Raw genomic sequence first — 22,520 nt, 5'->3', positions numbered from 1 at the left:
TCATATTGTTACGCTTAACCGTTTCAGCTTTTGGCTTACTAGGCAGCGCGATTGATACGTTTTTTTTCTTTTAAAGCAGCTAGTAAAGCTTTTTGATCGTTGGTACCAACTCTATACAAGGTGCCATCTTTGAGCGTTAACTGTATTGCACTAAAGCCAGATACTGTATACACCCAACCATCATGAGTAATTCGCATACCAATACCGTGCCTGTAAGAGTTTTGAACTGCTTTTGCTTCTGCTACTTCGCTAAGCTCAATACTTTGCCCAGCAACGCCTGGACCAAACGCCCAGCTAATATTTTTATCATCTACTTTTACTGTTAGGCCATGGAACAAAAAGCCCACCAGCACTAAAATCCCAGTAAATATTATTAAAGGTCCATCAGCGCCTAACAAGTTCCACGCAAGCGCCACAAAACCGCCAATCCACGCTAATACAAAAAAGATAAACACCGCATACTGTTTATGCTGATACATAATATTCTCTAAATTAAATAAATACTTAAAAGCTGTATACCAATGTAGCACTCAGCTCTGAGTCAAACTTGAGTTTATCATCTTCGGGTTTTGAATTATAACGATACATGTAGGTAAATTTGAGTGATACCGCGCCAATCACTTGGCTTATCAGTGCGGTTTCCGATTTTAAGCGAGAATTAAGACCTGAAAGCGACTGCTCTATACTCACATCTTGATTAAAACGAGTACGCTTAGAAACTAAGCGTTCCCACTGCATTGCTACACGTACTAAATAACCGGTTTTATCAATTTCATCTTCGCTCACATCCGAATCTTCATCGGCGACTGAACGGTATAAACCAGGTCCTATATCAATATCTACTTTGTTTTTAGAGCCTTGATATACACGCGCACCATAGCCTGTCGCCACCGTGCTTTTAAAATCAAGTCCACTAAACTCATCTTCTTCGTAATCACCGTAAATAAAAAATGAGGAGTTTTTAACACCTACTTTATAGTTACCTTGCGCTGATACAAAAATACGATTAGCTGTAACATCAGTGCCACCGCTTTCATCGTTCTCATCACGCTTATAAAGAGAGTCTATTTTGAATTGGTTACGCCACTTTTCAAAATCTTGGTATAAATTACCTTTGAGCTTAAAACTGGTCGAATTGGTGTTACCTTTACTTAGAATAAAACCAAATTCAGTATCACCGTAAAGCATATCACCTTTGTGTAACTCATGAATTTCTTCATCAGAGAGCTTGCCATATTCATGAAAATCTTCAAATGGATCAACAGCCCAACTTGGGCAGCTAATTATTAAAAAAATTAAAAATAAATACTTACGCACAACACTCTCTCTGCACACAATTATAAAAATAAGCGGTATTGCTTATTCACTCTCTTTCCATAAAATATGACAAAACGGAGCATCTTTATCACGACTAATCAAAATTTTAGCAAACAAAACATCATCATTTTCAAATTCTAAACCAACTAGCACCTGAATAAAGTGCTCAGGCTCTATCTCAAGGGCAACAAAATCTTGCCACTGATCGTCTGGCTCGTCTTCTTCAATAAAGCCTAGGTCTTCTCTAAACTCATTAAAGTCTTCAACATCTTTATCACTCAAGTTATTTGGCGCTAGCTCTAAAAAAATATCATAAGCTTGGTGAGTAGCTTCTTCTACCGTATATAAACGTGGACCCGACATATGTGCTTAACCTTAAGCTTTTAAGTTGCGCTATATTATCAAATCTCATCATCATTTTGATAAAAAAAAACGTAAAACACTGACTTTTTTGTAACTGAGTCATGCTTTATTCAGCATACAACTCAAACAATAAATAACAATTTAACTAACCCATTGAATATCAAGATTACTTTTTTAATTTAAGCTTAAAATAACAACGTAAAAAATTTTATTATCTCAAGTTCTAATTGCTTAGCTTTTTCTCATCTAAATCTAACCCTTTAAGACTACAGCTTTAGCAATAAATTCCATTTATTTATAAAATACCGTCACTTTACTTAATTCTTATAACAACATAAGCTCAACTAACAGGTCAGAGGAGTGTGTAATGATAAAACTAAAAAAACAAAATGGCATTGCAACCGTCACGCTTAGCAGAGCAAAAAAACAAAATGCATTAAGCTTTGAAATGTTTGTAGAGCTAAACAAAGCCATTAAAAACATAAAAAGAGATCGCAGTATTCGTGCTGTAGTAATAAAAGGCGATGGCGAGCATTTTTGTGCAGGCCTTGATATATCAGCCGTAATGGCGGAACCATTGAATATTATAAAATTATTACTTAAATGGTTACCTGGCAATCAAAATTTAGCGCAAAAAGTAGTATTAGGCTGGCAATCACTCAGCGTGCCCGTTATTGCACAAATTGATGGCAACTGTTTAGGCGGAGGATTACAAATAGCACTAGGTGCCGATTACAGGATTGTTCATATTGATGCCAAGCTTGCCATTATGGAAGCGCGTTGGGGGTTGTGCCCCGATATGGGCGCAAATGTAATGATGAGCGGTTTAGTTAAGCGTGACCAAGCCCTTTGGCTTGCAAGCCACGCAAACCTAATCACAGCACAACAAGCAAATGAGCTAGGTTTAGTTACTCAGCTTACCGATGATACTCAACAAGCCACGCAAAACATGCTCAATACATTACTTGAGCGCTCACCCGATACGCTTGCTGCTATTAAACGTGTTACACAACTTAGCTATAAACCAAACCAACGAAAAATACTCGCTAAAGAAACCTTTAGCCAAATTCGCTTATTGCTAAACCCAAACACTAAAAAAGCAATTGCTAAAGCAAAAGGAAAAGCGGATATAACCTACGCAAATACAAAGCACTGGTAGACTATTGCACAATGCATAAAAGAGTTTGATTTGTTAAAGTTAAGCTCTTATCTTTTCTGTGAGCCACTTTGATGAAATATCTGCTCAGTAGCGCTATTATTTTACTATGTTTAGCCTGCGCTAAACTCATTATGCACTTTATTGGTGGAAGCTTTCCTGCACCGTTACTCGCTATGGTTATTTTATTAGTTTTACTCTTGTCGGGTATTGTAAAAGAGCAACATATAAAACCATGCGCCTCCCCTATTTTAAATATTATGCCTATATTTTTCATTCCTGCTGGCGTGGGATTTATTGAACATCTCGGCCTTATAAAATCGCACTGGGCATTTTTAGCATCAGTTGTGGTGCTTGTCCCTATAACTACCTTATTGCTTGTTAGCAGTGTAATTGCGTACTTTAAGGGAAGAGAAAATAATGACTAATTTTACTTTTTCCGCTATTTCAGAGCTACAGCCTAATTTATGGTGGCTAAGTATTCCTTTTATTATTGTATTATTTTTAGCACTAAGGGCCGTAAACCAAAGTATAAAAAACAGCGTATTTAAATCGCTCACCAACCCCGTATTTTTAAGTATTAGTATTATCGCTTTACTACTCGTTAATCTAAATTTGCCTTATACGCAATTTGCCACGCACAGCAAATTACTAAGCTGGTTATTAGAGCCCGCAATTGTGGCTCTAGCGCTTCCTTTATATCAGCAGTTTACACACGTACGAAAAAATCTATTACTCATAGTCGCAACATGTAGCTTAGGCATTGTTAACGCAACCGTTGTGGCATTTTTGCTAAGCATATTATTTAACGCACCTGCACAGCTAAGTGCATCTGTTGCCGCACTCAGTGTGACGACCCCAATATCTTTAATTGTTACCGACTCGTTAGGAGGGATTAGCTCACTTGCTGCGGCTTTAGTTATTTTTATTGGTTTACTAGGCGCTTTATTTGGTTTTATGCTTTTTAAACTCATTAATATTTTTAATCACGAATCTCAAGGCGTTGCCATGGGCACAGCTTGCCATGCAATTGGGACCGCTGCTGCTATTGCTGAGCATCCAAAAGTAGGCGCTTACTCATCAGTTGCAATGGCACTAAGTGCTTTATTAACAGCGATTATAGTGCCGCTGTTATATCCATTTTTAGTCAACATTTTGCTATAGTTGGAAAAATACAACATAGCCCTAACATAGAGCGCTTTATGATCAGTTCTGAAATCGAACAGTTTGAAAAATATTACACCATGCTTACTGAGTATATGGTTACCTACAGTATGCAAATTGTTGGCGCTATTTTTATCGTCCTCATTGGTTTGTGGATAGCACAAAAGCTTGCCAAATTTGTAGCCGCGTTAATGACCCGTCATAACGTTGATATTACGCTCACAAACTTTGTCAGTAGCGTGGTAAAAGTACTGCTCATTGTAATGGTTATAATTATTGCACTTGGCAAAATAGGTATCAGCGTTACGCCATTTGTAGCAGCCATTGGTGCTGCATCTTTAGGTGCTGGTTTAGCGCTGCAAGGAATGCTTTCTAATTATGGTGCAGGCCTTGCCATTATAGCCACTCGACCTTTTGTTGTTGGTGATACTATTGAAGTTAAAAATGTAAGCGGCCAAGTTAAAACAATTGAGCTTGGCTACACTATTTTAATCAATGAAGAAAAAGTAGAAATTACTATTCCAAATAAGCACATAGTGGGTGAAATACTTCATAACTCATTTAGTTACTCATTGGTCAAAGGTGAAATAGATATAGCTTATAGTGCATGCTCTGATAACGCGATTAGCCTCATTGAAGACGTACTTAAAGCACATGAATTAGTCGCACAAAATCCGTTATCACAAGTGGGTATTGAACGCTTCGCCGATAGCGGTGTTACAATAAGCTACCGATATTGGGTGCCTACTACTAAAATTATCGAAACCAAACTGGCTATTAACGGTGGTGTTTATAAAGCAATTAATAACGCTGATATTGAAATTCCATTCCCTCAACGCGTCATTACAATTAACAAAGCCGACCTAGAAAGCTAATTTATTTTGAGCTTGCATATCTGCAAGCTCATCCTTTACTACCCCCCTCTGCTCAGAATAAACTCAAATAGTTGTGTTATAGATTTATTTGCCATATAAATAGTGTTAATAAATATCAATACGCACTTAATTTTAATAATAAAAAAACAATAATGAGTAATGATGATGCGCAACCCCTTCTACCTAGGCGATTGGCAAGTAACACCTTCAACTAACTCAATTCAACTCACTGGTAAAGCCAAACAGTTAGAGCCCAAAGCGATGGAAGTTTTATTGCATTTGTGTCAACAAAGTGGCGACATTGTAAGCAGCGATGAATTGCTCAATAAATGCTGGAAAAATACTGATATTGGCGATAATCCATTACATAAAACTATCACTCAGCTAAGAAAAGCGCTCGGTGACAAAGCCAATGAACCACATTACATTGAAACTATCCGTAAACGTGGCTACCGCATTATTGCAAAATTATCTTTTCCGTTAGCAGATCCTATCCCAAGCACTAAGAGTACATGGCAGGGAGGATCCCCTTTCTTAGGCCTGCGTGCATATAACCCAAATGATACCCACGTTTTTTTTGGCCGTACCCAATCTATAGCTACCCTACTGGAAAGGATATCTAGCCAAGTAAATTACGGTCGTGCTTTTTGCTTAATACTTGGCCCTAGCGGTACGGGTAAATCTTCGCTTGTTAATGCTGGGATTTTACCAAAACTGCTAGATGAGCGAGGCTATAATGGCATCGGGGTTATTTCCTACACCCAGATCGACTTTGCAGATGTGCATAAAAATAGACTTTTTCTAGACTTAGCTTCTGCATTACTTGATTGGGATATAAACGCCCAGCCTGTGTTTGAAGGATTAAGCGCGCAAACACTTGCAGAGCAACTAGAATTGGCAATAGATGGCGTAATTAACGCCATACAAGCCGCACTTAGTAAAGCCTCTACACAACTTAAAACACCCCAGTTATTTTTATTTATTGACCGCTTAGAAGTACTGCTTTCTTCTCCTATATTTAGTAGCGAAACACGCAGCCATTTTTTATCGGTTATTGAACGCTTAGCAATCTCTAAAGCTGTGATTGTATTTAGTGCGTGTCGTAACGACTTTTACCCTTTAGTGGTTGAACAACCAAGTTTAATGGCAGGCAAAGCTCATGGCGCGCACTACGATTTAACACCGCCAAACCGCCAAGAGCTTCAACAAATTATTCGCCTGCCAGCGTTAACCGCTAATTTAACGTTCTCCAATGACCCACAAACTCAAACACCACTGGATGAAATATTGTGCGCCGATACCGCCAATAACCCCGATGCATTGCCCATGCTGCAATACACATTGCAAGAGCTGTACTTACAGCGCAGTGATAATAACGAGCTACTGCACAGTGTTTACAAAAAACTCGGGGGTATTGAGGGCGCCATAGGCAAAAAAGCAGAAGATATATTTATTGACCTTAGTAATGAGCAACAGCAGCAACTAAAAAGCGTATTATCACAACTGATCACTTTAAACCCAGATGGTAAAACCATTACGAGCCGCGCTGCCCGCTGGCAAACATTAACAAACACAAGCCAAAAAGAGCTTGTGCAAGCCATGGTCGATAGCCGTTTATTTGTATCGCATTTACAAAACCAAGAAGCCTGTTTTAGTCTTGCTCACGAGGCATTATTGCGTCAATGGCCGCGCGCAAAACAATGGATTAATGATCATAAAGATGCCTTAGCAATAAGAAGTCGTTTACAACATCAAACACAAAATTGGTTAGATGAAGGTAAAAGTAGTGCTTACCTCCTAGCGCCAGGTAAACCGCTACAAGAAGCGCAGCTATTACTTAACGACAAACTGTTTAAATTAGATGATAACGAGCATGCTCTTATCAAAAGCTCTGTAAAAAAAACAAAAACAAAAATAAGAGCAAAACGAGTGACCGTTGCTTTATTGTGCTTACTTACATTTACCGCGTTATTAATGAGCTTCACTAGTTTTAAAGCCCAACAGCATGCGCAAAAAAAGCAGCTTGAGGCCGAAAGCTTACTAGGGTTTATGGTCGGCGACTTTGCCGATAAATTACGTAGCGTTGAACGTATGGACTTACTTGATGGTATTAGTAATAAAGCACTTGAGTATTTTACTGATCAAACTGACGATTCAAGTTCACTTTTTAGCTTTAGCGATAATAAAGCACAATTTAACAAGCGTTTTCAGTACGCACAAACCCTCGAAGCAATGGGTGAAGTAGCTTATTCGCGCGGTAAAACCGATGAAGCCTTTACCGCCTTTGAAAACGCCCGCACCCGCCTTGAGGCATTATTAAAAATACAGCCTAACAACTTAGAGCTACTAACGCTTGCAGGCGCCAATGCCTTTTGGCTAGGTCAATTAGCTTATGATCAAAATGATCATCAAGCTACTGAGCAAATGTTTAAAAAATACCACGCTTACAGTAAAAAAATGTATGCGCTGGCAGCCAATGATTTTAACTCCATTATGGAATTATCGTATTCATCTAATTCTTTAGGTTCTTTATACATAGAAAAATCCAACTACAGCGCTGCAAAAAAGAACTTTGCAGAGTCACTTTTACTTAAAAATAAAGCGCTTAAACTGAAACCTAATAACAAAGATTTACTTCGAGATAAATCCGATACGATTAGTTGGCTTGCAAAAACAGAAGAGAAGCTAAGTAACTTTAATGAAGCAGTTAATATATTGGAAGGTGCAGTTGGCGTAATCACAAAATTGATTGCTGACTACCCTAGTGATGCAAGCCTTTTTTACACGTCAGCAAACCTATATATGCAACAAAGTTATTTACTGAGCTATTTGAGTGATAAACGGATGGCCCATAAAAAAGCCAGCTTGGCTAATCAAGTTATCAATGAAGCTTTAGTACAAGATCCAAAAAACAATAAATTTCAGCTTATGTATTATCGCTCTTTAGCACATTCACTAATGCTATCTACTGATGAAGCTACTGACTCAACAATTGAAAAAATAATTAATTTTTCAAAATCTCAAAATTTTAAAAATACCAGCACTATTAATACACAAATTACACTGGTTCAATATTTTATAAATAGACAATCACCACTCAAAGCGCAGGAGTTATTAACTGAGCTTGAGAATAATGAAAACTACAAACATCAATTAGCCAACCTAACTAAAACTGGTGATTACTTAGTATATACAAGAATAAACTTAATCAAAGCAAACTTAGCTACAACTAATAAACAGCGAGAGCAATTTTGCTTAAGTGCTATCAAAGCTATTTCTGAAGCTGCAAAAATAAGTCAGAGCGTAAAAATAACATACCCACTAGTACAAGCTTATACCTGTTTAAACAGGGAAGACGAGATATCAGAAATAAAAACAAGCCTAGTTAAATTAGGTATTACGAACTTCCAACTATAATTACTCATAAAGGAAATGATATGAATAACACCCTAGAAAATGTCGACTTTCAAGTAAATATTAAACTTAACAACGGTAAAGCTATTTTTAGCTATACAAAAAATGGCGAACCCGCTACTGGCGGTGGTGTTGTAACAACTGAAACCGCTGGCAACTACAATTTAGACGATGCCACAATTCAAAATGGTTTCGTATTTACTGGCGCTACTATCACCGATATCGACACACAAAAACCATGCGCCCAAGACTTCAGCTATAAAGTAAGTGACAACGGCCACACAATTATCATTACCGACACAGATGAAAATAATGGCTCTGTATGCTTAATCTTTAACGTTGAGTGTAATGGCAATAAATATGAAAGCGCAGATCCTCAAGTTAAGAATGAAAAAGAACTCTAATTAGTAATGCTTATTTTTAAATTGCACAGGCATATTAATTGCGGTGCAATTTATTTAAAAACGCCCCTTAAATAAACATAAATAACAACAACTTAAATCAGAAGGTTACCGAAAGGTTTAAAAACGATAAATTGAATAAACTGCTAGACATAAAGTTTCATTAACAATAAAAATGAGCAACACCATGTCTAACAATAATGAAAATAGCAGAGCAAACAATACCGACAGCGCTGTATCTGCATTAATCAGCAGCATTTCTAATACCGTTAACAATGAAAAAATAAGCGCAATTATTAATGTCACTAATGTCATGGCCGATGCTATTTTTATTGTTAATGCAGATGGGGTGTTTGAATCAGTAAATCCCGTTGCAGCGCGTTTTTTCAATGTAACGTCTGATTCATTAATAGGTAAAAAATGGCAAGATTGTTTACAAGAACAGTATCGCGATGACTATAAATACATGTTTGAAAGTTGGAAAAACAACTATCAAACACCACTCAATCATGGTCCAAAAGAAGTTAAAATAAGAAAAAACAATGGTAACTGTTTAGATGTTGAGTTATCTATATCATGTTTACCCGAATCGGTAGTCGCAAGTACCCCACTTTTTATTTGTATAATGCATGATATTTCAAAGCACGTTAAAAAGTATAAAGTACTGGAAAACGTAGCCAAACTTGATCACCTCACTGGTATTGCTAATCGTTGTACTTTAGAAAAAACCATCATTAAAAATTGGCAAGAGTGCATAGTTAACAAGCAGCCTCTTAGCTTTATACTTATCGATATTGATTACTTTAAATTATTTAACGATAACTTTGGCCATGTAAAAGGTGATAAGTGCCTTCAAAAAGTCGCTCGTACAATTGAAGAGTGCTTACCATCTAAAGACAGTTTAGTAGCACGCTATGGTGGTGAGGAGTTTGCTGTTGTGCTGCCTCGTTCGCACATTTCAAATGCACAAATGATTGCTAAGCGTATTCAGGAAAAAATACTCAACATTAATTTTAGAGATCTCGGTTTACCAGCGAATGTAAAAATAAGTGTAAGTCAGGGTTTAGCGTGTGAATACAATAATCAATACAGAACATCTGAGGCATTAATATGCGCGGCGGATACTGCCTTATACAGGGCGAAGTCGGAAGGGCGTAATAAATTATGTATAAGATGATGTACTAACTATTTGGTATAGCATTTATCTACTAAAATAAAAAACCGCAATTGCGGTTTTTTTATTACTTGAGAAAAGCTTAAATATCGATTAGCAATCCTTCGTCCTTTTTAATCTTTTCGATCACCATATAAGTATGATGAGTACCCACGCCGGGAATATCTACTAAGTCGCCAAGAACTTGTCTGTATTCTTCCATATTAGAAACGCGAATTTTTAATAAGTAATCATAACCACCAGCAACCATGTCACATTCGACTACTTGTTCTATCCTTAATATGTGCTCTCTAAATACTTTAAATACAGCTGTATTTGAAGCAACAAGCGATACTTGAACATGCGCTACTAAGCTCTGATTAAGTTTAGCTTCGCTAAGCTTGGCATAATAGCCTTCAATATAGCCTTCTTGCTCTAATCGTTTAACCCGATCTAGGCACGGGCTGGCACTCAAATTAACCTGTTTTGCGAGGTTAACATTAGAAATTCTGCCGTTCTTTTGAAGAACGTCTAGTATGGCTAAATCAATACGATCTAGCATGCGTAATCTATTTGGAATTGTCATAACAGAATTTTATGCGGATAAGTTAAATTTATACCCTGTAAATTATCGTAAATCGCGAAATTTAACCAGCATATTCTGCTGAATTTTAATTAGAATGCACTCACAATATCACTGGTAATTTATTGGTAATTAATTTTACTTTAATTCTTAACATCCTGAGGGTTGCTTATGTTATTCAACGGCGATTTAACTACTACTTGTCCTATCAGACAAAGAATCCGTGACTTTTACCGCATAGATGAAAATGCAGTTATTGATCATATTTTACCGCTTGCAGAAGTAGGCGTAAAAGCACGAAGTCGTGCCTGGGAAAGAGCCCGCCAGATTGTTTTGAACATTCGTAAAGAGCAAGATGGGCAAGGCGGTGTTGATGCGCTTTTAAATGAATTTTCACTCTCTAGTGAAGAAGGCGTTGTATTAATGTGTTTGGCCGAAGCACTGCTTCGCGTACCAGATAAAGCAACTCAAGATGTACTTATTCGTGACAAGTTAGCCAAAGGTGATTGGAGCTCTCATTTAGGAAGCAGCGATTCTTTATTTGTAAACGCATCTTCTTGGGGATTATTAGTTACCGGTAAAATGGTTAACTACACAGACAAAACTAAAGAACAACAGTTCGGCATGCTTAAAAAGACCATTGGTCGTTTAGGTGAGCCAGTTATTCGTAAGTCTGTAAACTTTGCTATGAAAATTATGGGCAAGCAATTCGTAATGGGTCGTACCATTGACGAGGCAATTGAACGTGCTGCCGAAACCGAGCAAAAAGGTTATGTGTATTCTTACGATATGCTAGGCGAAGGCGCGCGCACAATGAAAGATGCGAAGCGTTACTTTGACAGCTACATGAATGCTATACACTCAATTGGTAAAGCGGCTAATGGTCGTGGTCCAATTAAGAGCCCTGGCATTTCAGTTAAGCTTTCTGCTATTCATCCACGCTATGAGTTCACTCATAAAGACCGTGTGATGGAAGAAATTGTACCAAAGTTAAAAGAACTTGCTCTTGCCGCTAAAAAATACGATATCGGCTTTACCGTTGATGCAGAAGAAGCAGACCGTTTAGATATTTCATTAGATGTAATTGAAGCGGTATTCAGTGATGAAGATCTTGGTGATTGGCAAGGATTTGGCTTAGCGGTTCAAGCGTATCAAAAACGCGCTATTTTTGTAATTGAATGGCTAACTGACCTTGCAACCCGCGTTGGTCGCAAGATGATGGTACGTCTAGTAAAAGGCGCATACTGGGATACTGAAATCAAAACCACACAGCAAGATGGTTTAGATCACTACCCTGTATTTACCCGTAAAGCAACAACAGACGTTTCTTACAAAGCGTGTGCTATTAAAATGCTTGAAGCGCGCGATGTGCTTTATCCGCAATTTGCTACACATAACGCTTATACTGCCGCAACTATTTTAGAAGTAGCCAAAGGCGACAATACAGGTTTTGAATTTCAACGTTTGCACGGCATGGGTGAGTCATTATTCGACCAAATCGTTAACGAAGAAAAAATTCAGTGCCGCGTGTATGCCCCAGTTGGTCAACATGAAGACCTCCTTGCGTACCTTGTTCGTCGTTTATTAGAAAATGGTGCTAACTCATCATTTGTAAACGCAATTGTTGATACAACAAAACCTGTTGAATCATTACTTCCAGACCCTGTAGAAACATTGCAAGGCTTGCGTAATAAGTACAATACGCAAATCAAAATGCCAATTGATTTATACGGTGAAGAACGTGCTAACTCAAAAGGCATGGATTTAACCGACATTAACGTTATTACCCCTTTCAAAGAGAATCTTGAAACATGGTTTAACGAGCACTTAATTGAGCAAAGCCAAGTACCTGAAGGCTCATTAGCTGTTAAAAACCCAGCAAATCACAAAGAAATCATCGGCCACGTTAAATTGCAAACTGGCGAAGAGATGAAAGTATTACTAGCTAACGCAGAAGCCGCACTTGAATCCTGGTCACAAACACCAGTAAGAGAGCGAGCTAACTTACTGCGTCGCGTTGCTGACATTTTAGAGCGTCATCACGACGAACTTGTTGCCATCTGTATTAAAGAAGCAGGTAAAGTAGCGCAAGATGGTATTGATGAAGTACGTGAAGCGGTTGATTTTTGCCGTTACTACGCGGCGCGCGCTGAGGAGCTATCGCAAGATGAGCGTTTTGAAGCCCGTGGCGTTATTTTATGTATTAGCCCGTGGAACTTCCCGCTTGCAATATTCTTAGGCCAAGTTGCCGCTGCGATTGTTACAGGTAACACTGTAATTGCAAAGCCTGCTGAGCAAACAAGTTTAATCGCCCTTCGTGCTATTGAACTAATGCTGTCTGTTGGTTTACCTGAGCATGTTGTTCAACCGGTTATTGCTCGTGGTTCTGAAGTAGGCAAAACAATTGTTCCTGATGAACGCATTCAAGCGGTTATGTTTACAGGCTCTACTGAAACAGGCACATTAATTTCTCAAACACTTGCTGCACGTAACGATATTCAAGTACCGTTAATTGCAGAAACAGGTGGCCAAAACTGTATGATTGTTGACTCAACGGCGCTTCCTGAGCAAGTAGTTGACGATGTGATCAGTTCTGGTTTTCAAAGTGCTGGGCAACGTTGTTCTGCTCTTCGTGTTTTATTCATTCAAGATGACGTAGCAGATGGCATTATCGAAATGCTTAAAGGGGCTCTAGCTGAGCTACACATTGGCGACCCATCGTTACTATCAACTGATGTTGGTCCGGTAATTGATGAAAAAGCACTTAAAAACTTAAACGAGCACGTTGAGTACTTAAAAGGTAATTCTATACTTCATTACGAGTGTAAAATCCCGGATAACACGCAAAATGGCGCATACTTTTTTGCACCTCGTTTATACGAAATCAAAGATTTATCAGTACTTAAACGTGAAGTATTTGGCCCATGTGTTCATATTGTGCGTTTTAAATCGAGCGAACTTGATGATGTGATGGATCAAATTAATAACACAGGTTATGGCTTAACAATGGGTGTACATTCACGTATTGAAGAGCGCTGTGAGTACCTTGCTAAAATGTCACGTGCAGGTAATGTTTACATTAACCGAAACATGATTGGTGCTATTGTTGGTGTGCAACCATTTGGTGGCCGTGGTTTATCAGGTACTGGCCCTAAAGCCGGTGGCCCTAACTACCTTCAACGTTTAGTAAAAGAAAAGGCATCACCAGATAACGTGCAAATGACAAACCTGACGCCAGATGAGCTTGATTTACACCACTATAGCGGTGCAAATGAGCAAGTTAAAAAGCTAATGGCTAACTCAATGCGCGATGAAAAAATCTGGCGTGCAACACCACTAAACGACCGTGTTTCAGCTGTGCGTCAGTTGCTTGCTAAAATCGCGACGGTAGAAATTATCGACGATTTAGCAGACGATTTAGCATTAACATTATCAGAAGCTCGTGCACAGCTTAACCGCCTTGAAAAGCACATGCGTAAATTTACTACCCTGCCAGGGCCAACGGGTGAGTCTAATACACTTCATCTAGAAGCGCGTGGTTGTGTAGTGTGTTATGCAGATAAGAGCACATCATTTAACTTCTGGGCATTGTCTATCATTACCGCTATTGCCGCAGGTAATACGGTAATTACTGTAGCGTCTGAGCTGTTTTACGATGAAGCTGTTGCCTTTAAAGATAAATTTATCTCTACAGGTGTTGCTGAAGGTGTTTTCCAAGTAGCTAAACCTAATCAGTTACAAGCTATCTTGGCTCACCCTCATTTAGCTGGTGCGGTAGTTGCTGCTCGCTCGTCTCGTTTAGGCTACTTTAGCCAACAGCTTGCACAGCGTAAAGGCGCAATTTTACCGGTAATTAGCTCTGAGTATTACGATACATTAATCAAGCGCTTAATTACTGAAAAAACAATTAGTATTGATACAACAGCATCAGGCGGTAATACCTCGCTAATGACGCTTGTTGAAGATGATGAATAATTAAGCTAATGCTTTTTTACTAAAAAATAAAATAAGGCACTGTAAAGTGCCTTTTTTATTTGGTCGTTACGTATAAGTTTGTTAGTTTAAAAGTAGATTAACAACTGAAGCCGTAAAATTGAAAACCATCCCTATTACTAAGTTAGTCCCAGGTATGTTTGTGCAAAGCGTTACCAAACAAACTGGCAGTATTAAAATTAAAAACCAAGGCTGGGTTAAAACTCAAGCTGGTATTAATAACCTGATAAAAGCAGGTATTTTAGAAGTAGAAATCGACCCAGATAAAACCCTCATTGATTCAGTCCCTGAAAAAGATCCTATCGCTACACCTACAACAAAAATAAAGCGTGATCCTTGGCAAAAAATAAACAGCGCTGAGCAAGAAATGGGAAAAGCAAAAAAGCTTTATGACGAAGCAAAAACACTGCAAATAAAAGCATTTAAAGATATAAAAGCTGGCCGTGATATAGATATAGCGCCGTTTAGAGAACTGGCAAGTGGCTTTATGGATTCTGTTTTTAGAAATCAAGATGCCCTAGCCTGCCTTACTCAAATGCGCCAAAAAGATGCCTACCTACTTGAGCACTCAATTAATGTATCAATATTAATGGGTATTTTTGCAAAACACTTAAATATAGAGAAAGATACTATTGTTGAGCTGACTACCGGCGCGCTATTACACGACATTGGTAAAATAAAAATCCCTGATGAAGTGCTAAACAAACCTGGGCGCTTTACAGACGACGAATTTAAAATAATGAAAATGCATTCGCTTTTCAGTAAAGAGATATTAGAAGACTCTGGCTTAACAGGAATCGCGGTAGATATTGCAGGTATGCACCACGAAAGACTCGATGGTAAAGGCTACCCGTTTGGTAAAAAAGGTGACGAGATAAGTCAGTATGTGCGTATGGCGTCAATTGTAGATGTTTATGATGCACTTACCGCAGAACGTGTTTATAAAGCAGGCATGGAGCCAATAAAGGCGTTTAAAATATTAAAAGACGGGTGCCCAGATAGCTTTGATCCTGTGCTGCTTAATAAATTTATTCAATGTATTGGCATCCATCCGGTAGGAACGCTTGTCAGGTTATCGAGCCAAAGAGTAGGTTTGGTCACCGAGAGTAATCCGGGGGCACCACTAAAACCTGTCGTTAAAACATTTTACAGCGCTAAGCATAGCCGCTACACCGAAGTAAAAGATATTGATTTATCTAATAAAAAAACTGTAGACACTCTTGAGTCAGCGGTTAAACCTAAAGAATATAATATTGATTTAGAACGCTTTTATAAAAATTCAATATTATCCTAAGCACTATTGAGAGCTCGGTATTCTACCGAGCTCTCAACATGATAACTAAGCGCTTACTGCGGCCAGTCTTGCAAAGCTTTTAAGCTAAACTCATAACCATCAAAATCTAGCACACTTTGCTCAGGTGTAATTTCTGTGACTGTTAGAGCACCTATGCTTTCTCCTTCGTGTAATTCTCGGCCATTTAGCTTGATCCAGCGTTTATCAGCACTCGATGAATATATATGCGCTTGATATTTAATACTAGGTAACATTGATTGCAAACCATCTGGTAGTAACTCTACAGGCTCAACACGTGATGACGTTTTTGACGCTTGAGTAACTTCATAATCTTGGTTTTTTTCGACATCTTGTATAGCTTGCGCAAATGCATTTTTAAGAGTTGTAGGCACGGCATCAAGCTCAGGGTCACTCGTCTGTTGGGATTGGGTGCTGCCATTAATTGGCTTACCCAATACTTTATATTTACTCATATCAAGTTGAGCCGATGCGGTATTTTGATTTTGCCCAAATACCGCAGTGTTTTGTGCATTGTTTGGATTGTTTGGATTGTAATTACTTTGTGGGTTAAACGCTGGCTGATTATAATTTTGAACAGGCATTACTTGTTGCATGTTTTGCTGATTATAACCTGCTGCGCTCGTGACCTGGCTCGACGGCATAGGAATATACTGACCATTTGGGGTTAATAACATTTGCTGTACACCATTGGGGGTTTGCACATGCACAAGTTGCCCTTCAATCGTTGCAGTATTTGTTGGAGCTACTTTAGCAGGCTCCAACTTAGCTACTTGCTGTTTTTCAGCTTCAGCTTCAGCATCTTCCTCTTTAACGTCTTTGTTAGGCGATGATTTTTCGCTTTCCACCACCTTAATTACAGCGGGTTCCGCTGCGTTTAATAAAGTCGTACTTTGAAACCACTTTCCGGCGGTAAAGCCACCCGCTACCGCAATAAAAGCAGCTAAGCTTGTACCAAATACTAATGCTAATCGTCTATAACGCTTAAGTGCTTGCTGTTGCTTTAACTGCTCAGATTGTAAGTCGTACTGTTCAGCACTCATATCTGATTGCTGCGACTGCTTTAGCGCATCTAATAAATAAGACATAACTTACCTAACTATAAAATAAATGAAAGCCCAATGCCTACGGCAAATAAAGCAGCGAATACAAGGCTATAGGGTACAAATGACGTTGCTTTGTTAGCTTCGCTAACCGGTGCTACAAAATCCATGGGTAATGACTCATGGGCTGATTTTTTTATTATATCGCTATCAACTATCAACTGCTGCTTTGCAAAAGTCCCAACTAAAGCACGCTCACAGACCAAGTTCATTAATCGTGGCACACCGCCAGTTAATTGATGAACAGCTTGCATGGCATCCATCGAAAAGATTCCTTTATCGCACCCTGCAATATGTAACCGATGCTTTATGTAAGCGACTGTTTGGCCTTGCGTAAGTGGTAATAAATGGTAACGAGCCGTTATCCTCTGGGCAAGTTGCCTTAATTCGTTGCGCTTCAAAAGGTCTTGCAGCTCAGGTTGACCAACCAACACTATTTGTAATAATTTTTTATGATCGGTTTCTATATTTGTCAGCAAACGTAATTGCTCAAGCACGTTAGGGGCAAGTAATTGTGCTTCGTCGATAATAAGTATAGTGTGCCCGCCCGATTTATTATTAGTCTCTAAATGCTTTTTTATAATATCGGTAAGACTTTTAAGCGTCGCATTATGAACATCGTAACTAATATTGAGCTCATCACAAATACTGGCTAATAACTCCAGCTCTGAAAGCGCTGGGTTATGGATCATCGCTACTTGAGTGTTTTCAGGAAGCTGCTCTAACATACTGCGGGTAATTGTAGTTTTACCTGTACCTACTTCACCTGTTAATAATACAAAACCACCGTCTTCACCTAATCCATAGGTAAGGTGTGCTAAGGCTTCTTTATGTCGTTCACTTAAAAATAAGTAATGAGGGTTGGGCGAGATCGAAAAAGGTTTTTCGTTCAGGCCAAAATAGCTTAAATACACCGTGATGTTCCTTCGTAATTAAATCACGGCCTATAATGGCAAAAAAATGCGCTGAGTGACAACGTTGTAAGCGCTTTATTATTGAAATAACGTAAATTTATGTAAAACAAAAAAAGTGCAGCTGTTTTAAGGCTGCACTTTTGTCTGTCTAATCTTAGTATGCATTTTACTCTTCGTAGCGCACTAACCGTAAATACACATTACTGGTTTTAGCATGTAAGCTATTCAACCCGCTATCAAATTGATAAACCCACGCTGAGCTCATCGTGCTTACACCCGATGTATTTGACCAATAGTTTTGAAGCTTAGTGCCCAAAAATACGTCTTCATTAATACTCGGCTCTGTGCAACTGTGCTCTAAAATACTCGCCAATTCTTTAATGTTAGGCATTTGCCAATCATCGTAATCTGCGGTTGTATCATTTTTAGCACCGCGTAGTGCCTCTTGCCAAGTAAGAGAAGGTGTTGAGCCTTCACAAAGTTGTGTCTCTGTATTATAAGTTTGCCCATAACTACAGCGTTGCCACATAAGGCCTGTTTCACTATCAGACACTGTGCCATCTGCATTTATGGTAAATCTATCTGTCGGTGTTGTGGTATCTGCACCGTCGTAGCACGTTTGCGACGCTGCAATATTAAAGCTCAAGCTTATAGTTGCTAGTGCATAGAGTAATTTTAATTTCATTATTTTCTCCTAACGACTTCTAACTAAACGTACATAAGCAGTATTTTCTTTTGGATAAGCAAGGTCGTTACCATCACTCATATCAATGATATACGCTTGAGATAAACTGGTACCATCAGCTGCTGTTTGAGAGGTCCAGTAACGTAAATGGCTTAATGCACTTTCACTTGGCATATTAGGAAAAAATGCCTCATCAATTAATATACTTTGCCCTTGTTTACCGTAATCAATTAAGCCCAAAAGCTCTGTATAAGTAGGTAATCGCCAGTTTGTACCACCACAAAAATCTAAATCATTAACTTCGTTTATATAACTTTGTACTCCACAACTTGTATTGTCCGGACACGTTGAATTGGCGGTACTGGTATCGGTAAAAGTCGTATTCCCTACATCCCAAAAGTAATGATTTTGACCATCACGTAACGAAGTATTTGGTACCGTGCCAGATGCCACACTTTTCACCTCCCATACAAGCCCAGTAACATTATCGCGTATACAGGTAAAGTCACTACTATCATCACCAACTTCATCAGCAAACTGATTAAGTTTAGTGTAATCAAACGCTAAATTACCTTTGCCAACTTTATCTAAGCGGTTTGCATAGCTATCGCGTCCAAGCTCTGCATCTTGCGCTGGAAAGTCATCACTCTCACAATTAATACGTTGAGTATTGTTATAACACTCACCAACACCACTATCGTTGATGAGTCCAAGTGCTTTGGGTGATACATCAACAAATAAAGAGTCTGTATCGGTGCGCCCCTTTGAATCGGTTACCGTGACTTCAAAGCTCAATGTAGACTCAGTATCAACATCTGAGGCAAAAAATGTCGTTATACATTGGTCGCTATTGCTTAATGTTTCGGTATTACCGGTAAGTTGTTGCCATTCACACTTATAGGTATCGGTAACGGTTTCGCTATTTGTAGCATCAAGCGTTACTTGCTCAAACTCTTCGACATTTTGATCTGCGCCTGCATTTGCATCCACTAACTCATTTGTTTTGTTGAGGGTCATTGAATATTGAGTGCTCGCCTCGCCACCTTCATCATCAGTGACAGTTAGCTGCCAAGATAAATTCACGTTACTTTCAAGTAGTGGATGAGAGAAACTAAGAGTCGATTCATTAAAACTCTCAATATCTAAATCAGGACCCGATAGCAATTGCCACAAATAACTATCAATTTGGCCATTATCATCAGGATCGCTCGACTCTAGGGCACTCAAAGTCACTGTATCTTTGTATACAGAGGGAAGTGTTTCAGGAGATGTTTGTGTAACAACAGCAAGAGGTAGTTGGTTATTAGAGCTCACTGAAATAGAAATGTCGTCACTAACAGCGCTACTACCTGTACTTTGATAGCTCACTCTTAATATTATTTCACTATCAGTTTTTACGTCAGGTGCAGTAAGTGTTTGCTCAGCGCCTTCAAGCGGAAAACCTTCTATGCTTGGGCCGCTAACTTGTTGCCATGAAAACGTACCATCAGCGGGGGAACCTTGTGCTGTGATGGTAAATTCAGATTTTTCGATAATTTGTAAATCGGCTCCAGCATTAACAGACGTTTCAACAACTGTATTATCGCTATCACCGCCACCGCCTCCACACGCACTCAGTAAACCACACGAAATGAGGGGGATTAAAGCAAACGCTTTCATACGCAGCACCTTATTATGTCAAATAATTACTATAGTGTAATCACTAGCAATAAAGATGCCATTAAAGTACTACATATATGTATCTTGATGAATGCGTACAAACAACTTTGTACCGATTTTACTGTAATCTATTTTGTATTCACGCCCGTCTAGAGCTTGAATAAACAGCAACTGCTTTTCTTCGCCAAATACATCAGCGCTACTTACATAAACCATTTCTAAATAACGCTCTTTTGCATCACGGCGGTTTTTAGGTAATTCTTCTTTAAATGGCTCCAGGCCATGTTGCGTTACTTTAATTCGAGGATGAATTTCAGAGTTTACAATCACTAAATCATGCTTTTTATCTTTATGTATTATGGTGTTTCGACCACTTTTTAAAAAGGCTCTGTCTTGACTCATTTTTCTTTCCTACAGTCGTAGCTTAATTACTAAGCTGCGACGCTATAAACTGACTAGGCTCGCGCTTCCACTTATTTAAGTTAGCACTAAATGCCCAAATATCTCTATCTAACACGCTGGCAGGCAATAATAAATCGTAACCTGTTAGCTGCTGAAGGTGCTTAGTTCTATTAGCAAACATGGCTATAAGCCCAGTATAGCTTATCCCTTTATGGGATGTGTAATGTGTATCTTCTATTAACCATTCTGATGGGCAATTGCCATTTTTGCAATGTTTTTGAACAACTTGCATAAATAAATTACGCTGCTCTATTAATAATTTCCCTGCTATTCTAGGCGCTATGCTTGATAAAAAGTCGTCTATATCATTTACCTTAACGCCAACCGCATTTAATTCTAAATAGTCAAAGCCATCTTCTACTTTGGGTATTCCACTGTGATGAAAGTTACTATGAGGCATACACCAAGCTCCGTACTTGTGGCAATAAACGAGCTCAGATTCGCTTAATATAAGGCTATGGTATGGTTCTTGAGATTTTAAAAATCCAATAAAAATAGCCACAAGGCACAAGCTCACTAAAAATATTTCAAGTATGCTAATCTCACCCGGCCTCAGTAAATTAAATAACATAATAAAGACTAAGCCTATAGCACCTACAACAATCACCTCAATTGCGTTTCGCGCGCCTTGTGCCCGAAACTTAATGACATTGTCAGATTTATCCATATCGGTAAAACACCATATAAAAAACAAACATAATAATGCCCCAAATTATGACCTTTCTTGTTGTTATACATAAGTTACAGCTAGTTTTAAATTTCATACATTACCGCTTTTTCCTCAACAAAATAGGAACAATGAATAAATCTTATTTACTTTTACGCTTAACGCACAAATTTATGAGATACATAACCGTCTTTTCACGGTCTTATTTCGTACAATACTTACAATTCATTTTCAGGTATGAAATCAATGTACTCAAGACAATCAGGTAAAGCACTTTTTCCATTTATTATTACGTTACTTTTAATATTTAGCGTTTATTTATATTTACCCGCTAGCCACGGCGAACAAGCTGATTCATCTCAAATGTCTACCCAGGTAACGGCTCATACTGTTACCTCTGAGGAAAACGCAGTGATGATAGAGGCCATCGGTAGTGCACGTGCAAACCAAGCTATTTATATAAAAAGTGCGCAAAACGATTATGTCACAGATATATATTTTAAAGATGGCGACTTAGTCAGTAAAGGACAAAAATTAGTACAGTTACAAAGCCAACAAGAGCAACTTGCAGTTAAAGAACTCGGTATTAACTTACGTGAGGAAAAACGTCAGTTAGATCGCCTTACCGAACTTTCACGCTCGCAATCAACGGCAAAGTCATTACTTGAAGAACAATTATCTCGTGTTGATGCCACTGAAGCTCAACTAGAAAGCGCTAAAACAAAGTTAAATGAAATGACTATTACCGCGCCATTTTCGGGCCTATTAGGTAAGCGTGAAATATCAGTTGGTGCCTACGTAAGCAACACAACAATAATCACCACACTTGATGATATTAGTATTATTAAAGTTGACTTCAAAGTACCTGAAAAATATTTAGCACAATTAAACATGGGTATGAAAGTACTTACCCAAAACGATGCCTACCCAGGGCAGACATTTAACGGCAAGGTAACGCATATTAGCTCGCGTATTGATTCGGTAACACGCAGTGTTGAAGTAACTGCAAGTTTTGCTAATAAATCAGGATTACTTCGCCCTGGTATGTTACTAAATACAGCACTTGAGCTAAGCAGTAACCAAGCTTTAATGGTGCCAGAAAAAGCAGTTATACCTTTACAAGACAAACACTTTGTTTTTCAAATTCAAGACGGAGTAGCCAATAAGGTTGAAGTGCATGTTGCTGGCAGAAATAATGGCTGGGTTGCTATCGATGAAGGTTTAAATGATGGCGAGCAAATTGTTACTGAAGGGCTAATAAAAATTCGCTCTGGTAGTAAAGTAAGCGTAAAGGGGTAA

The 22,520-nt window shown here is 38.6% G+C and carries 20 protein-coding genes; 10 read left to right on the top strand and 10 right to left on the bottom strand.

From position 1 onward, the window contains the following. Window positions 1–38: 38 nt before the first annotated feature. The 3 genes from JG479_RS04160 to JG479_RS04150 are packed head-to-tail and all read right to left on the bottom strand — an operon-like array spanning window position 39 to window position 1,680. Entirely contained in the window at window positions 39–479 is a 441-nt protein-coding gene (locus JG479_RS04160; RefSeq protein ID WP_200220029.1) for a hypothetical protein, read from the bottom strand. A 25-nt stretch (window positions 480–504) separates the two neighbouring features. Continuing rightward, window positions 505–1,317 (bottom strand): DUF481 domain-containing protein, encoded by an 813-nt coding sequence (locus JG479_RS04155; RefSeq protein WP_024597159.1) that lies wholly within the window; start codon window positions 1,315–1,317, stop codon window positions 505–507. Window positions 1,318–1,359: 42 nt separating this feature from the next. Continuing rightward, the gene (locus JG479_RS04150) at window positions 1,360–1,680 is read right to left on the bottom strand and encodes an HI1450 family dsDNA-mimic protein (RefSeq protein WP_002958729.1); all 321 of its coding nucleotides are present in this window, start codon (window positions 1,678–1,680) and stop codon (window positions 1,360–1,362) included. A gap of 367 nt (window positions 1,681–2,047) precedes the next feature. On the opposite strand from JG479_RS04150, the gene JG479_RS04145 reads away from it, so the two are divergent. The 7 genes from JG479_RS04145 to JG479_RS04115 all read left to right on the top strand — a co-directional run bounded on the left by JG479_RS04145 (window position 2,048) and on the right by JG479_RS04115 (window position 9,867). Next, a complete protein-coding gene (locus JG479_RS04145) occupies window positions 2,048–2,839 on the top strand; it encodes a crotonase/enoyl-CoA hydratase family protein (protein ID WP_200220028.1) in 792 nt (263 codons plus the stop codon). Window positions 2,840–2,910: 71 nt separating this feature from the next. Continuing rightward, complete coding sequence (locus JG479_RS04140) at window positions 2,911–3,264, top strand: CidA/LrgA family protein (RefSeq protein WP_002958731.1); 354 nt, start codon at window positions 2,911–2,913, stop codon at window positions 3,262–3,264. Beyond that, window positions 3,257–4,000 carry an LrgB family protein gene (locus tag JG479_RS04135; RefSeq protein WP_169059746.1) on the top strand — a complete coding sequence of 248 codons (744 nt, stop codon included), beginning with the start codon at window positions 3,257–3,259 and terminating at the stop codon, window positions 3,998–4,000. Before JG479_RS04140 ends, JG479_RS04135 begins: the two co-directional genes overlap by 8 nt. 38 nt (window positions 4,001–4,038) lie before the next feature. Then, the gene (locus JG479_RS04130; protein WP_002958733.1) at window positions 4,039–4,875 is read left to right on the top strand and encodes a mechanosensitive ion channel family protein; all 837 of its coding nucleotides are present in this window, start codon (window positions 4,039–4,041) and stop codon (window positions 4,873–4,875) included. Between the two features lie 162 nt (window positions 4,876–5,037). Next, window positions 5,038–8,292: an nSTAND1 domain-containing NTPase gene (locus JG479_RS04125; protein ID WP_200220317.1), complete on the top strand. Its 3,255-nt coding sequence runs from the start codon at window positions 5,038–5,040 to the stop codon at window positions 8,290–8,292. 20 nt (window positions 8,293–8,312) lie between these two features. Continuing rightward, window positions 8,313–8,693 (top strand): DP-EP family protein, encoded by a 381-nt coding sequence (locus JG479_RS04120; RefSeq protein WP_200220027.1) that lies wholly within the window; start codon window positions 8,313–8,315, stop codon window positions 8,691–8,693. A 184-nt stretch (window positions 8,694–8,877) separates the two neighbouring features. After that, a complete protein-coding gene (locus JG479_RS04115) occupies window positions 8,878–9,867 on the top strand; it encodes a sensor domain-containing diguanylate cyclase (RefSeq protein WP_039484818.1) in 990 nt (329 codons plus the stop codon). 79 nt (window positions 9,868–9,946) lie between these two features. On the opposite strand, the gene JG479_RS04110 is transcribed toward JG479_RS04115, so the two are convergent. Beyond that, window positions 9,947–10,429, bottom strand: a complete 483-nt coding sequence (locus tag JG479_RS04110) for a winged helix-turn-helix transcriptional regulator (RefSeq protein ID WP_024596882.1) — start codon at window positions 10,427–10,429, stop codon at window positions 9,947–9,949. A 168-nt stretch (window positions 10,430–10,597) separates the two neighbouring features. On the opposite strand from JG479_RS04110, the gene putA reads away from it, so the two are divergent. Both putA and JG479_RS04100 read left to right on the top strand, forming a co-directional pair. Further along, on the top strand, window positions 10,598–14,401 hold the full coding sequence (gene putA / locus JG479_RS04105) for a bifunctional proline dehydrogenase/L-glutamate gamma-semialdehyde dehydrogenase PutA (RefSeq protein ID WP_024596881.1): 3,804 nt from the start codon (window positions 10,598–10,600) through the stop codon (window positions 14,399–14,401). Window positions 14,402–14,519: 118 nt separating this feature from the next. Next, on the top strand, window positions 14,520–15,713 hold the full coding sequence (locus JG479_RS04100) for an HD-GYP domain-containing protein (RefSeq protein WP_002958741.1): 1,194 nt from the start codon (window positions 14,520–14,522) through the stop codon (window positions 15,711–15,713). Window positions 15,714–15,766: 53 nt separating this feature from the next. Here the strand turns inward: JG479_RS04100 and JG479_RS04095 are convergent, their stop codons facing one another. The 6 genes from JG479_RS04095 to JG479_RS04070 form a co-directional block, all read right to left on the bottom strand. After that, window positions 15,767–16,819 (bottom strand): general secretion pathway protein GspB, encoded by a 1,053-nt coding sequence (locus JG479_RS04095; RefSeq protein ID WP_200220026.1) that lies wholly within the window; start codon window positions 16,817–16,819, stop codon window positions 15,767–15,769. Window positions 16,820–16,830: 11 nt separating this feature from the next. Beyond that, window positions 16,831–17,748 (bottom strand): ExeA family protein, encoded by a 918-nt coding sequence (locus JG479_RS04090; protein ID WP_200220025.1) that lies wholly within the window; start codon window positions 17,746–17,748, stop codon window positions 16,831–16,833. 166 nt (window positions 17,749–17,914) lie between these two features. Continuing rightward, window positions 17,915–18,433: an Lcl C-terminal domain-containing protein gene (locus tag JG479_RS04085; RefSeq protein WP_200220024.1), complete on the bottom strand. Its 519-nt coding sequence runs from the start codon at window positions 18,431–18,433 to the stop codon at window positions 17,915–17,917. Window positions 18,434–18,442: 9 nt separating this feature from the next. Further along, a complete protein-coding gene (locus JG479_RS04080) occupies window positions 18,443–20,092 on the bottom strand; it encodes an Lcl C-terminal domain-containing protein (protein ID WP_200220023.1) in 1,650 nt (549 codons plus the stop codon). Between the two features lie 69 nt (window positions 20,093–20,161). Next, complete coding sequence (locus JG479_RS04075; protein WP_002958746.1) at window positions 20,162–20,494, bottom strand: hypothetical protein; 333 nt, start codon at window positions 20,492–20,494, stop codon at window positions 20,162–20,164. Between the two features lie 22 nt (window positions 20,495–20,516). Further along, window positions 20,517–21,221 carry a DUF2982 domain-containing protein gene (locus tag JG479_RS04070; RefSeq protein WP_002958747.1) on the bottom strand — a complete coding sequence of 235 codons (705 nt, stop codon included), beginning with the start codon at window positions 21,219–21,221 and terminating at the stop codon, window positions 20,517–20,519. Between the two features lie 246 nt (window positions 21,222–21,467). Here JG479_RS04070 and JG479_RS04065 point away from each other — a divergent pair, with 246 nt between their 5' ends. Then, the gene (locus JG479_RS04065; protein WP_039484841.1) at window positions 21,468–22,520 is read left to right on the top strand and encodes an efflux RND transporter periplasmic adaptor subunit; all 1,053 of its coding nucleotides are present in this window, start codon (window positions 21,468–21,470) and stop codon (window positions 22,518–22,520) included.

The sequence above is a fragment of the Pseudoalteromonas sp. LC2018020214 genome (genome assembly GCF_016598755.1).
In the GTDB taxonomy this organism is placed as follows: Bacteria; Pseudomonadota; Gammaproteobacteria; order Enterobacterales; family Alteromonadaceae; genus Pseudoalteromonas; species Pseudoalteromonas distincta.
Note: the sequence above shows the minus strand (reverse complement) of the source record. Positions and strands in the feature narration are given on the sequence as shown.